Consider the following 12,801-nt stretch of genomic DNA (forward strand, 5'->3'; position numbering starts at 1 on the left):
CAGAGCGTTTTTACATGTGGCATCAGCGGCGGAAATAGGGGCTCTCTCGGTACTGCACTGCTTCGGCCAGGTGGTGGGGCTGGATCGCCTCGGTCCCGTCCAGATCGGCGATGGTGCGGGCCACCCGCAGAATGCGGTCATAGCTCCGGGCAGTGAGGCCCAGCCGCTGGAAGGCCCCCCGCATGATCTCCTGCCCCGCCTGGTCCAGGGGGCAGAAGCGCTGGATCTCCTGGGGACCCATGTGGGCGTTGCAGTCCGGGCCGTCCGGGCCGAAGCGGGCGCTCTGGCGTGCCCGGGCGGCCTCCACCCGGGCGCGGATGACGGAGGAGCTCTCCCCCTGTGCGCGGCGGGAGAGTGCGTCAAAGTCCAGGGCCGGGACCTCCACATAGAGATCCACCCGGTCCAAAAGCGGGCCGGAGAGCTTCCCAAGATACTGCTTGACCTCCCCCTCCGAGCAGCGGCACCGGCCGCCGGGCTGGCCGTACCAGCCGCATTTGCAGGGGTTCATGGCGCACACCAGCATGAAGCGGCTGGGGAAGATCTCGCTGGCGGCGGCCCGGGCGATCTGCACCCGTCCCTCTTCCAGGGGTTGGCGGAGGGACTCCAGCACGTCCTTGTGAAATTCGGGCAGCTCATCCAGGAAGAGTACCCCGTTGTGAGCCAGAGAGATCTCCCCGGGCCGGGGAATGGGAGAGCCGCCCCCGGCCATGCCGGTGGCCGAGATGCTGTGATGGGGGGAGCGGAAGGGCCGGCGGGTTACCATGGGGGCCTCACGGGAGGTGAGTCCCAGGACGGAGTGGACTTGGGTGGCCTCCAGGGCCTCCCGCTCGCTGAGTCGGGGCAGAATGGAGGGCAGCCGGCGGGCCAGCATGGATTTCCCCGAGCCGGGCGGGCCGATCATGGCCAGGTTGTGCCCTCCGGCCGCGGCGATCTCCAGGGCCCGCTTGGCCTGGTCCTGTCCTTTTACGTCGGCAAAGTCCAGCTCCGCACCTGTGGGATCGCCAGGGACCCAGCGGGGGGCGGGAACAAGGGCCTCCTCTCCCCGCAGATGGCGCACCAGCTGGCCCACGTCTTCCACCGGATAGACGGTGAGACCGCCGGCCAATGTGGCCTCGGCGGCCGAGTCGGCCGGGACATAGAGGTCGGTGATCCCGACACGGCGGGCGGCCAGGGCCATGGGGAGCATGCCGGTCACCGGGCGCAGCGCCCCGGCCAGGGAGAGCTCCCCCACAAAGGCGGCACCTGCCGGCAGGGGCGGAAGCTGTCCTCCGGCCGCCAGAATGCCCACCAGCATGGGCAGGTCGTAGACCGTACCCGCTTTCCGCCGGTCGGCAGGAGCCAGGTTGACCGTGATGCGGGAGACAGGAAAGGAAAACCCACAGTTTTTCGCGGCGGAGCGCACCCGGTTGCGGGCCTCCTTCACCGCCGCATCGGGCAGGCCCACTACATCAAAGGCAGGCAGGCCATTGGAGAGGTCGCACTCAGCCAGGACCTCATATCCATTGAGCCCCTGAAGACCCAGGGAGCGCACATGACAGAACATTTTGACTCCACCTTTTTCCAAAACAGTAACGGTATGAAAGAACCGTGCTTAGCAAATCATAGAAGAAATGTCCCCCGGGGATGGGGGCGGCGTGGAAAAACGCTGTCCACGATTCCCATTTGTTAAAAAGAAAAAACCCGCGTTTATCATATCGTATTTATATGCTTTTTTCAATTGAAACAGTGAGTTTAATTAGCTAATACGGGCATTATAATTTATAATCGTGATTTTTTAATGAAAAGCGTTTTTTCTGCGGGGAGGGCGATTTACAAACAGAATGGTTGGTGATAGAATAAGGACGCTGCTGAAAAGGAAAACACACAAGGAGGAATCGTTTCATGGCTCGTAAGCTGAAAACGATGGACGGCAATACAGCGGCCGCCCATGTATCCTACGCCTTTACCGAGGTTGCGGGTATCTACCCCATCACCCCCTCCAGCCCCATGGCCGACAATGTGGACCAGTGGGCCGCCGCGGGTCGTAAGAATATCTTCGGCACCACCGTCAAGGTGATCGAGATGGAGTCCGAGGCCGGTGCCGCCGGTACCGTTCATGGCTCTCTGGCCGCCGGTGCCCTGACCACCACCTATACGGCTTCCCAGGGTCTGCTGCTGATGATCCCCAACATGTACAAGATCGCCGGCGAGCTGCTGCCCTGTGTGTTCCACGTGTCTGCCCGTACTGTGGCCAGCCACGCGCTGAACATCTTCGGTGACCACTCCGACGTCATGGCCTGCCGCCAGACCGGCTTTGCCATGCTGGCCGAGGGCAATGTGCAGGAGGTCATGGACCTGGCTGCTGTGGCCCATCTGGCTGCCATCAAGTCCCGTGTTCCCTTTATCAACTTCTTCGACGGCTTCCGTACCTCCCACGAGATCCAGAAGGTCGCCATCTGGGATTATGACGATCTCAAAGAGATGGTGGACATGGATGCTGTGGAGGCGTTCCGCAAGCGCGCTCTGAACCCCGAGCACCCTGTCATGCGCGGTTCTCACGAGAACGGCGACGTGTTCTTCCAGCATCGCGAGGCCAGCAACAAGTACTACGACGCCGTTCCCGGCATTGTCGAGGAGTACATGGGCAAGGTCAACGAGAAGCTGGGCACCAACTATCAGCTCTTCAACTACTACGGCGCTGCCGACGCTGACCGCGTCATCATCGCTATGGGCTCCATCTGCGACGTGGCCGAGGAAGTCATCGACTACCTGAACGCCCACGGCGAGAAGGTGGGTCTGGTGAAGGTCCGCCTGTACCGTCCCTTCCGGGCCGACAAGCTGCTCTCTGCCATCCCCGCCACCGCCAAGAAGATCGCCGTTCTGGACCGGACCAAGGAGCCCGGCGCTCAGGGCGAGCCCATGTACCTGGATGTGGTCACCGCTCTGGCCAACGCCGGTATCACCGACAAGACCGTCATCGGCGGCCGTTACGGCCTGGGCTCCAAGGACACTCCCCCCAGCAGCGTGTTCGCTGTCTATGAGGAGCTGGAGAAGGCCGAGCCCAAGCGTCAGTTCACCATCGGCATCGTGGACGATGTGACCAACCTGTCCCTGGCCGAGCACGACTGCCCCAACACCGCTGCTGAGGGCACCATTGAGTGCAAGTTCTGGGGTCTGGGCGGCGACGGTACTGTCGGCGCCAACAAGAACTCCATTAAAATCATCGGCGACCACACCGACAAGTACGTCCAGGCCTACTTCCAGTATGACTCCAAGAAGACCGGCGGCGTGACGGTGTCCCACCTGCGTTTCGGCGACAAGGCCATCCGCAGCCCCTACTATATCAACAAGGCCGACTTCGTGGCCTGCCACAACCCCTCCTATATCATCAAGGGCTATCCCATGGTCCGCGATGTGAAGGACGGCGGTACCTTCCTCATCAACTGCCAGTGGAGCGCTGAGGAGCTGGACAAGCATATGCCCGCTGTGGCCAAGCGCTACATCGCTGCGCATAACGTCCAGGTCTACACCATCGACGCCATCGACCTGGCCGCCAAGATCGGCATGGGCAAGCGTACCAACACCATCCTGCAGTCCGCCTTCTTCGCCCTGGCCAAGGTGATGCCCGAGGCCGAGGCTATCCAGTATATGAAGGACGCTGCCACCCACTCCTACCTGAAGAAGGGCCAGGACGTGGTGGATATGAACCACAAGGCCATCGAGGCCGGCGCCACCGCTTTCAAGAAGTTCGACGTGCCCGCCTCCTGGGCTACTGCCGAGGACTGCGGCTGCACCGCCGAGCTGAGCGGCCGTCCCGCCACCGTGAAGATGGTGAAGGACCTGCTCACCCCCATCAACAAGATGGAGGGCGACTCCCTGCCCGTCTCCGCCTTCGAGGCCCATGTGGACGGCACCTTCGAGCAGGGCGCTTCCGCCTACGAGAAGCGCGGCGTGGCCGTCAATGTTCCCACCTGGGATCAGAACAAGTGTATCCAGTGTAACCAGTGTGCCTATGTCTGCCCCCATGCCACCATCCGTCCCTACGCCCTGACTGAGGAGGAGGCCGCCAAGGCTCCCGCCGCCACCAAGGCTGTGGAGATCAAGGCCGGCAAGGGCAAGGGCACCTACAAGTTCGCTCTGGCTGTCTCTCCCCTGGACTGCATGGGCTGCGGCGTGTGCGCCAAGGTCTGCCCCGTGCAGGCCCTGACCATGGTGCCCCAGGAGCAGGAGGCCGAGCAGCAGAAGGTCTTCGACTACATGGTGGCCGAGGTTGCCTCCAAGGCTGACATGGAGGGCACCTCCAACATCAAGGAGAGCCAGTTCAAGCAGCCCCTGCTGGAGTTCTCCGGCTCCTGCGCTGGCTGTGCCGAGACCGCCTATGCCCGCCTGGTGACTCAGGTCTGCGGCGAGCGGATGTATATCTCCAACGCCACCGGCTGTTCCTCCATCTGGGGCGGCCCCGCTGCGACCTCTCCCTACACCGTCAACAAGTGCGGCCAGGGTCCCGCCTGGGCCAACTCCCTGTTTGAGGACAACGCCGAGCACGGTCTGGGCATGTACCTGGGCCAGAAGGCCATCCGCGAGCGTCTGATCGCCAAGGTCCGCGAGCTGGAGGAGGTCACCACCATCGACACCAAGCGTGCCGCGTGCCACGAGTACCTGGCCACTCTGGAGGATGGCGTGGCCAACCAGGCTGCTACCGCCAAGCTGGTGGAGGAGCTGGAGAAGGATCCCGGCTGCCACTACTGCCAGGAGATCCTGGCCGAGAAGGAGTACCTCTCCAAGAAGGCCGTCTGGATCTTCGGCGGCGACGGTTGGGCTTACGACATCGGCTACGGCGGCCTGGACCACGTCCTGGCTTCCGGCGAGGATGTCAACGTCTTCGTCTTCGACACCGAGGTGTACTCCAACACCGGCGGTCAGGCTTCCAAGGCTTCCAACATCGGCCAGGTGGCTCAGTTTGCCGCTGCCGGTAAGCGTGTGGCCAAGAAGAGCCTGTCTGAGATCGCCATGCAGTACGGCTACGTCTATGTGGCTCAGGTGGCCATGGGCGCCAACCCCTCTCAGACCCTGAAGGCCATCAACGAGGCTGTCAACTACCACGGTCCCTCTCTGATCATCGGCTATGCTCCCTGTGAGATGCACTCCATCAAGGGCGGCATGACCAACTGCCAGAGCGAGATGAAGAAGGCTGTGGAGTGCGGCTACTGGAACCTGTTCCGGTTCAACCCAGCCGCCAAGGCCGAGGGCAAGAACCCCTTCACTCTGGACTCCAAGGCCCCTGCCGGCGGCTATCAGGAGTTCCTGATGAACGAGGCCCGCTACTCCTCCCTGACCCGCTCCTTCCCCGAGGAGGCCAAGGAGCTCTTCGCTCAGAACGAGGAGGCCGCTAAGGCTCGTTACGAGCACCTGGTGCGCCTGACCGAGCTGTACAAGTAAGCAGAACCCAAGAGACCCCCAGACACAATGTGTCTGGGGGTCTTTTCATAGGCGGCCTCCTCCCCCGCCGGCGGCGGGGCGGCACGCCGTACAAGCATTTTGCTGGAGGCAAAATCTTGGCGCAGGGGCAATTTACTTGCCCCGAGCAAGTCAAATTGTTCTCTGGGGGCCCGGCAGAGCATGGCTCTGCCGGGAACTGGCCGCCAAGGCTCGTTACGAGCACCTGGTGCGTCTGACCGAGCTGTACAAGTAATCCAGATCTGCAAGATCCCCGGGCACCATGTGTCCGGGGATCTTTTTATCCTTTTTGAAAATAATTAGTTGACCGGTCAACAGGATTGACAACCCATATCCAATCGTATATCCTAATAGAACAGCCATTTTTTTGAGAGAAAAGAGAGAAGAAAGGAATATGTCTATGCCGGAAGAAAAACAGCGGCACAGCCGCTACGAGCGGGACCTGACCGAGGGGCATGTGGTAAAACAGCTCATCCTGTTTGCCCTGCCTTTTTTGGCCTCCAACCTGATCCAGTCCCTGTACAGCGTGGCAGATATGCTCATTGTGGGTAATTTTGCGGGCAATATCAGCATGTCGGGCGTCAACATCGGCAGTCAGATCACCTTTATCCTGACCAACATCGTGGTGGGACTCTGTACCGGCGGAACCATCCTCATCGCCCAGGCCATGGGGCGCAGGGACCGCAAGGCCATTGAAGAGGTGACGGCCACTCTGATGACCACCCTGCTGATCGCGGGCGTCATCATCACGGCGCTGATGATCTTTCTACGGGTGCCCATCCTTCGGCTGATCCAAACGCCGAAGGAGGCTTTTGACGAGGCAAACTGCTATCTGGTGGTGACCTGCGCAGGCATCCTCTTCATTTTTGCCTACAATGTGCTCAGCGCGGTGCAGCGGGGCATGGGAGACTCCAAGCGCCCCTTCTACTTTGTGCTCATCGCCTGTGTGACCAATATCGTGCTGGACTATGTGCTGGTGGCCATTTTCCACATGGGAGCGCTGGGCGCCGCTATCGCCACGGTGTTCTCCCAGGGGCTGAGTGTGGTGCTCTGTATGGTGACCCTGGCCCGGGACAACTTTGTCTTTGACTTTAAACCCAAATCCCTCCGGGTGGACCGGCACTATGTGGGCCGGATCTTCCGCCTGGGCCTGCCCTCTGCGGTGCAGAATGGAGTGACCAGCTTCTCCTTCCTGATCATCACGGTACTCACCAACTACATCGGCGGAGTCAACGCCTCGGCAGCTGTGGGTGTGGTGTCCAAGTTCAACGGCTTTGCCATTATGCCTGCCGTGGCGCTGGCGGCCTCTATCTCCACCATCTGTGCACAGAACATCGGCGCCGACCGCTGGGACCGGGCGGTCAAGACCTGCTGGATCGGCACCGGAATTGCTGCCATCATCAGCGTGCTCATCTTCCTGGTGACCCGGATCTTCCCGGCCGAGATCATCGCCCTCTTTAACCGGGACCCGGAACTGGTGGGGTACGGTGTGGTCTATATGAATACCTTCTGCTTTGATTATCTGTTCGTGCCCTTCTGCTTCTGCATCAACGGCCTGTTCATTGCCAGCGGGCACACCACCTTCTCCCTGACCAACAACCTCATGTCCTCTCTGATCCTGCGCATCCCGGCGTGCATCCTGTTCTCGCTGGTGCTGGACTGGGGCATGATGGGCGTGGGCGTGGGCGCCCCGGTGGCCTCCGCCGGCTCCCTGTGTGTGATCATCGGCTACTATCTCTCCGGAAAGTGGAAAGAGAATCGAGCCGGCCGATAAATAAAATGTACCCCCGGCCATCCATTCGGATGGCCGGGGGTGCTGTTCTGTTGGGAGCGATTCAGAAGAGCAAGGCGCGGTAGAGCGCCTCGTCCCGGGGGGTAAAGACGTTGAAGATCACCTGCCGGATTTGTGGGAGATGGTCCAGCTCCTCCCGAACGGTGGCCACAGCCAGCGCGGCGGCCTCTTCCCCGGGAAAGCCATATACCCCGGTGGCGATGCAGCAGAAGGCCACCTGCTCGATCTGGTTTTTGGCCGCCAGGGACAGGCAGGAGCGGTAGCAGTTCTCCAGCGCGGTCCGGTCTGCCGGGGTGACCTCCCCCTCCACCCGGGGGCCCACGGTGTGGAGCACATATTGGGCGGGCAGGTTGTAGGCCGGGGTGAGCTTGGCCTTTCCGGGCGGCTCGGGGTGGCCCTGTGCCTCCATCCGGGCGTGGCAGGCCAGGCGGAGCTGAATGCCTGCGGCCGAGTGGATCACATTGTCAATGCAGTTGTGCAGGGGACGAAAGCAGCCCAGCAGGGCGGGATTGGCCGCATTGACCACGGCCTGGCATCGCAGGGCGGTGATGTCTCCACGCCAGAGAGAAATGCGGCGGTCCAGGGGGACCGGCGGGAGCGTATCTGCGTCGGTGAGCACGCGGCGGGAGAGGTCATCCTGGAGGATCTGGTCCTGCAAAACCAGCAGCTCTGGGGCAATGGGTTTTGGCGGGCGGGTGTTCATCAGCGCGCGCAGGAGCTTTCGCCGCTCCTCTGGCCCGGCGGGGAGAGACGCGGTTTTCCCCTGTTCCTCCAGCAGGGCGGTGAGCAGCACCCGGAGCGCAGCGTCGTAGGTCATGGGAAGGCCCCCTTCCAGATGGATTTTTCCCCAGTATAGCACAATTTGGGGGAGAAATGGCAGCCACAAGGGGATCTTTCCTGCTGACAGGGGGGTCGGATGGTGCTATAATGACACCATCCGACCATATGTCCTGTGAAAGGGACAAAAAGAAAGGAATTGTATGGATCAGACGATTTTACTGCCCAACGGCGTGCGCATCTGTACCGAAGCGGTGCCCGGCGTGCGCTCGGCGGCGCTGGGCATCTGGGTGGGCACCGGCTCTCGCCATGAGAAGGCGAGCGAGAACGGGGCGGCCCATTTTATTGAGCACATGGTATTCAAGGGGACCCAGCGGCGCACCGCCGCCGCCCTGGCCGAGGAGATGGACGCCATCGGTGGACAGGTCAACGCTTTTACCACCAAGGAGTGCACCTGCTTCCACGCCCGGGTACTGGACACCCACCTGCCCCTGGCCACCGATATTCTCTGTGATATGTTCTTCTCCTCCCGCTTTGCCGAGGAGGATGTGGAGACCGAGCGGGGGGTCATCCTGGAGGAGATCGGCATGTATGAGGATAACCCCGAGGACCTGTGTGCCGAGCGGCTGGCCCTGGAGGTCTACCGGGGCTCCTCCCTGGCCCGGCCCATCCTGGGCCGGAAGGCCACCCTCAGCAAAATGACGGGCGAGTGGCTGCGGACCTATATGCGGGAGCACTACCGTCCGGACCGGATCGTGGTCTCCCTGGCGGGAAGCTTCCGGAGTCAGGATGTGGAGGAACTCAAGGAGCGCTTCTCGGCGCTGGAGCCGGGCAAATCCCCCGCCTCCCGGCCGGGAGCCTACCAGGCGGCCTTCACCCTCAAGAAAAAGGCCATCGAGCAGAACCACCTGACCCTGGCCTTCCCGGGCCTCCCCTACGGCGATGACCGGCGCTTTGCCCTTCAGCTCCTCTCCACCACTCTGGGAGGCGGAATGTCCTCCCGGCTGTGGCAGGAGGTGCGGGAGAAGCGGGGACTGTGCTACTCGGTCTACTCCTACACGGCGGGCCACGCCGAGACCGGCCTCTTCGCCATCTATACCGCCCTGGGCCGGGAGATGGAGGAGGAGGCCCTGCGCACCATCTGCGCCGCGGTGCGGGACTATGCCGAGCACGGGATCTCGGAGGAGGAGCTCTCCCGGGCCCGGGAGCAGGCCAAAGCTAATATTCTCATGGGACTGGAGTCCACCCAGGCCCGTATGAGCCATATGGGACGGGGGGAGCTGCTCTACGGCCGGGTCCTCACCCCGGACGAGATCATCGGGGGCTATGACGCGGTGGAGCGGGAACAGATCCGCGCCCTGGCCCAGGAGCTCTTTGACTTCCAGCAGGTCTCCCTGTCCGCCGTGGGGCGTGTGGGGAGCGAGGAGATGTACCGCAGTATCATCCACTGACGCGGAAGGGGCCGCGTCCAATCCAAATAAGGAGGAGCAAGCGATGGGTATCTGTGATGTGTTGATCCGTGGAGCGACGGTGTTCGGCGTGGGAAAGGGCCTGGACATCGCCATTTCTCAGGGCCGGATTCAGGCCGTGGGCGAAGGGCTGCCCGATACGGGGGCCATGGAGGTGGAGGCGGCCGGTAAGCTGGTCATTCCCAGCTTTGTGGAGTCCCACACCCACCTGGACAAGGCTCTGACCGCCGTGGAGGAGGACACCCCCAATCTGGAGGAGGCCTACGGGATCTTTGCCCGCTACCTGGCACGCATTCCCGAGGGGGGCATGGTGGAGGACATCAAGGCCCGCTCCCGCCGGGTGCTGGACTGGGAGCTGGCCTCCGGCACCGGCACAGTCAAGACCCATGTACTGGTCTGTCCCGAGTGGGGCATGGCCTCCCTTCAGGCCCTGGAGGAGCTGAAGGAGGAGTACCGGGGCAGACTGGACCTGCTGGGCATCGTGCAGTACCGGGAGGAGTATGACGCCGAATTCCGGGCGGCTGCCCGGGCGGGCCGGGTGGATTTCCTGGCTGGCTATCCCCTCTTTACCCCTGACCCCATGGGGGAGATCGACCGGCTCTTTGCCCTGGCCGACGAGTACGGCCTTCCCCTGGACCTCCACATCGACGAGCATGACCGGCCCAACATCGACTGCTTCCTCCAGGTACTTCAGCGCGCCCGGGAGTATCACATGGCCGGCCGGGTGACCTGCGGCCATGTGACGGCCCTGAGCGCGGTGGACGACGACCTGGCCCGCCGGGCCATCGGGGAGTGCGCCGAGGCCGGCGTCCATGTGATCACCCTCCCCTCCTGCAACATGTACCTGATGGGCCGCAAGGACCATCAGCCCATCCGCCGGGGTGTGACCCGGGTGGACGAGCTGCTGCGGGCGGGCGTCAACGTGGCGGTGGCCTCGGACAATGTGCGGGACCCCTATCGCCCCTTTGGAAACGGCGATCTGCTGGAGGAGGCCCTCTTTGCGGCCCAGGTGCTCCAGTACGGCACGGGGGAACAGCTGGAAAAGGTCATGGAAATGGTGACCTTTGGTCCGGCCCGCAACGCCCTGCTCCAAGACTACGGGCTCTCCCAGGGGTGCCGGGCCGACCTGGTGGTGCTGGACGCGCCCACTGCGAAGGAGGCCATCATCAGCCACTCCAGACGGCTCTATGTGTTCAAAGAGGGACGCCTGGTGGCGAAAGACGGCCAGATCCTCTCCTGACAGAAAAAAGCTTCCCTTCCGGCCATTCGGCCGGAAGGGAAGCTTTTTGTTCAGATGGGACGCTGCTTGCGCAGCAGGCGAATGTCCTCGCCGTAGAAGGGCAGGACCCGGTACTCCCCCTCCAGACGGGAGGCGGTCTGACCGGAGTAGCGGCGGCGCACCTCGTCCATGGACAGGTTGGAGGAGATCACGGTCCGCCGTCCCGCCGTGAGGCGGGTATTGACCAAGGTATAGAGGGCGGACTGGACAAAGGGCGTGGTCATCTCACTGCCCAGGTCGTCCAGAATGAGCAGGTCACAGTGGAGGTAGCGCCGGGTCTCATCCCGGGCATCCCGGATATCCAGCTCATCCCGGGAGAACTTCTGCTCCTCAAACCGGGCAAAAATGTTCACCGCCGTGTCGTACACCACAGAGTACCCTTTCTCAGCCACCGCCCGGGCGATGCAGGCCGAGAGAAAGGTCTTGCCCAGACCGGGGGCGCCGGTGAGGAAGAGGTTGCGGTAGACGAATTTGGGGAAGCGGCTGGCATAGTTGTAGCACACGTCCCGGATGAACTCCATCCGCTCCCGGGGAGACTCCAGCTCACCGGGCCAGGGACGGTCGCTGTAATAGTCCAGGGAGAAGGTGTCAAAGGACTGCTCCCCCAGGTCCAGGAGTTTGGAGAGCTCCCGGATCTGCTCCTGGGCGCAGAGCTTTTTCAGGCAGGAGCACATATTGGCACCCACCCAGCCGGTATCCCCGCAGGTGGGGCAGGCGGGACGGGCGTCCAGGGCGTCGGCGGGATAGCCGTTTTCCAGAAGCAGCTGGGTCCGGCGCTCCTGAAGGGCCTGGTTTTTGCGCTTGACCTCCCCAATGGCGGGGGCGGGGTCATCCCCGCTGCGCAGGGAGGCGGCGATGATGTCCACGATGGTGCGGCGCAGCTGCTGGTCGATCTGGGCCACCTGGGGGAGCTTTTGATAGATCTCAGCCCGGCGGCGGTCCTGCATTTCCTCCCGGAGCCGCCGCTCCTCGGAGAGCCGCTGGGTGGCCCGGCGGAGCACATTGGAGTCGTATGCCATGACTTAACCTCCCTTGGGATCGTCGCTCTGCTGGCGCAGGTATTCCCGCATCCGCTCCAGGTCCTCCCGCACCCGGCGGTCGGCCTCGCCGGGGGGCGTGGGCATGGGCTGGGGCGCGGAGGAGACCCGGGGCCGGTCGGAATCTCCGGCCTGGACCTGGGCCACGGTGTGCAGCCCCTTCTGGTGCCAGCTCTTCAGGATGGAGTTGAGATAGGGCCAGTTCATATTGCCCTTTTGCAGGACGGTGCGCTCATAGGCCAGGCGGATGGCCCCGTCCTCAAAGCCCATGTCCAGCCAGGCGGCGATGTATTTGCGCTCGGCCTCCACCGGCGCGCGGCCTGTGATGCCCAGCAGGGGCAGGACGGCGGCGGTGCGGGTGCGCAGAGTGGCCTGTTTGCGCAGATAGGCGTCGGCCGCTTCAAAGGTGTCCACCCCCAGACGCCGCCAGACAAAGCCCTCCTTGCGGATCTGGGAGAGGCGGGGCTTGCGGCCTGGCCCATATTTGTGCTCCATCTCCTCCACACAGTAGTTGACCAGCAGAAGGATGACCTCCGCCGGGAGGGAGAGGAAGTCGTAGAGGGTGTAGAGCATCTTCAGATCGGAGGCGGAGAGGATCTTGCCCAGGCGGCGCTGGACCTCGCCCACCAGCCCGGGGAAGGGGGAGGAGCCGTCCTCCAGCTCCCGGGTGAGGTCGGCGGCGGTGTACTCGGGGGGCTCTTCAGGCTCCTGGGGGGCGGCCGGCGGGGAGACCTTCTCACTCCGGTCGGCCAGACCCAGCTTCACCAGGGCCTCAAAGGCCTCCTCCACCCGGTCGGGGGACCAGTGGAGCAGGTGGGCGGCCCGGCGGGGATCAAACTCACCCGCCCGGCGCAGCAGATGGAGATAGAGCAGCGCGGCGTCTCCGTTTCCCGCAGAGCAAAGACGGTCGGCGCAGTCAGCCGAGAGCGACAGGATGGCGCCGGGATAGAGCAGTTTTCCGGCCATGGAGCCTCCCCCCTTTCCAGTACAGAATTACACATTATCATACCA

General features: G+C 63.1%; 8 protein-coding genes. 4 read left to right on the forward strand and 4 right to left on the reverse strand.

Features of this window, described 5'->3' with window-relative positions:
- Positions 1-22 precede the first annotated feature (22 nt).
- The gene (locus I2C21_RS06225) at positions 23-1,543 is read right to left on the reverse strand and encodes a YifB family Mg chelatase-like AAA ATPase (RefSeq protein ID WP_195278811.1); all 1,521 of its coding nucleotides are present in this window, start codon (positions 1,541-1,543) and stop codon (positions 23-25) included.
- A gap of 338 nt (positions 1,544-1,881) precedes the next feature.
- On the opposite strand from I2C21_RS06225, the gene nifJ reads away from it, so the two are divergent.
- On the forward strand, positions 1,882-5,418 hold the full coding sequence (nifJ, locus tag I2C21_RS06230) for a pyruvate:ferredoxin (flavodoxin) oxidoreductase (RefSeq protein WP_195278812.1): 3,537 nt from the start codon (positions 1,882-1,884) through the stop codon (positions 5,416-5,418).
- Between the two features lie 418 nt (positions 5,419-5,836).
- On the forward strand, positions 5,837-7,210 hold the full coding sequence (locus tag I2C21_RS06235; RefSeq protein WP_195278857.1) for an MATE family efflux transporter: 1,374 nt from the start codon (positions 5,837-5,839) through the stop codon (positions 7,208-7,210).
- Between the two features lie 61 nt (positions 7,211-7,271).
- Here I2C21_RS06235 and I2C21_RS06240 read toward each other — a convergent pair whose 3' ends face one another.
- The gene (locus I2C21_RS06240; RefSeq protein WP_195278813.1) at positions 7,272-8,045 is read right to left on the reverse strand and encodes a protein-ADP-ribose hydrolase; all 774 of its coding nucleotides are present in this window, start codon (positions 8,043-8,045) and stop codon (positions 7,272-7,274) included.
- A 163-nt stretch (positions 8,046-8,208) separates the two neighbouring features.
- Here I2C21_RS06240 and I2C21_RS06245 point away from each other — a divergent pair, with 163 nt between their 5' ends.
- A complete protein-coding gene (locus I2C21_RS06245; RefSeq protein WP_193535814.1) occupies positions 8,209-9,456 on the forward strand; it encodes a M16 family metallopeptidase in 1,248 nt (415 codons plus the stop codon).
- A 43-nt stretch (positions 9,457-9,499) separates the two neighbouring features.
- Positions 9,500-10,714: an amidohydrolase family protein gene (locus I2C21_RS06250; RefSeq protein ID WP_195278814.1), complete on the forward strand. Its 1,215-nt coding sequence runs from the start codon at positions 9,500-9,502 to the stop codon at positions 10,712-10,714.
- A 50-nt stretch (positions 10,715-10,764) separates the two neighbouring features.
- Here the strand turns inward: I2C21_RS06250 and I2C21_RS06255 are convergent, their stop codons facing one another.
- A complete protein-coding gene (locus I2C21_RS06255) occupies positions 10,765-11,772 on the reverse strand; it encodes an ATP-binding protein (protein ID WP_101692421.1) in 1,008 nt (335 codons plus the stop codon).
- A gap of 3 nt (positions 11,773-11,775) precedes the next feature.
- On the reverse strand, positions 11,776-12,756 hold the full coding sequence (locus I2C21_RS06260) for a DnaD domain protein (protein WP_195278815.1): 981 nt from the start codon (positions 12,754-12,756) through the stop codon (positions 11,776-11,778).
- Between the last annotated feature and the right edge of the window lie 45 nt (positions 12,757-12,801).

The organism is Clostridium sp. J1101437_171009_A5 (assembly GCF_015547905.1).
GTDB lineage: Bacteria > Bacillota > Clostridia > Oscillospirales > Oscillospiraceae > Pseudoflavonifractor_A > Pseudoflavonifractor_A gallinarum.

Excerpts from the sequence above, each read along its gene's own strand:
- I2C21_RS06250 (WP_195278814.1), top strand. The coding sequence starts at position 9,500 with ATGGGTATCTGTGATGTGTTGATCCGTGGAGCGACGGTGTTCGGCGTG.
- I2C21_RS06225 (WP_195278811.1), bottom strand. The coding sequence starts at position 1,543 with ATGTTCTGTCATGTGCGCTCCCTGGGTCTTCAGGGGCTCAATGGATAT.
- I2C21_RS06245 (WP_193535814.1), top strand. The coding sequence starts at position 8,209 with ATGGATCAGACGATTTTACTGCCCAACGGCGTGCGCATCTGTACCGAA.
- I2C21_RS06235 (WP_195278857.1), top strand. The coding sequence starts at position 5,837 with ATGCCGGAAGAAAAACAGCGGCACAGCCGCTACGAGCGGGACCTGACC.
- I2C21_RS06260 (WP_195278815.1), bottom strand. The coding sequence starts at position 12,756 with ATGGCCGGAAAACTGCTCTATCCCGGCGCCATCCTGTCGCTCTCGGCT.
- I2C21_RS06240 (WP_195278813.1), bottom strand. The coding sequence starts at position 8,045 with ATGACCTACGACGCTGCGCTCCGGGTGCTGCTCACCGCCCTGCTGGAG.
- I2C21_RS06255 (WP_101692421.1), bottom strand. The coding sequence starts at position 11,772 with ATGGCATACGACTCCAATGTGCTCCGCCGGGCCACCCAGCGGCTCTCC.
- nifJ (WP_195278812.1), top strand. The coding sequence starts at position 1,882 with ATGGCTCGTAAGCTGAAAACGATGGACGGCAATACAGCGGCCGCCCAT.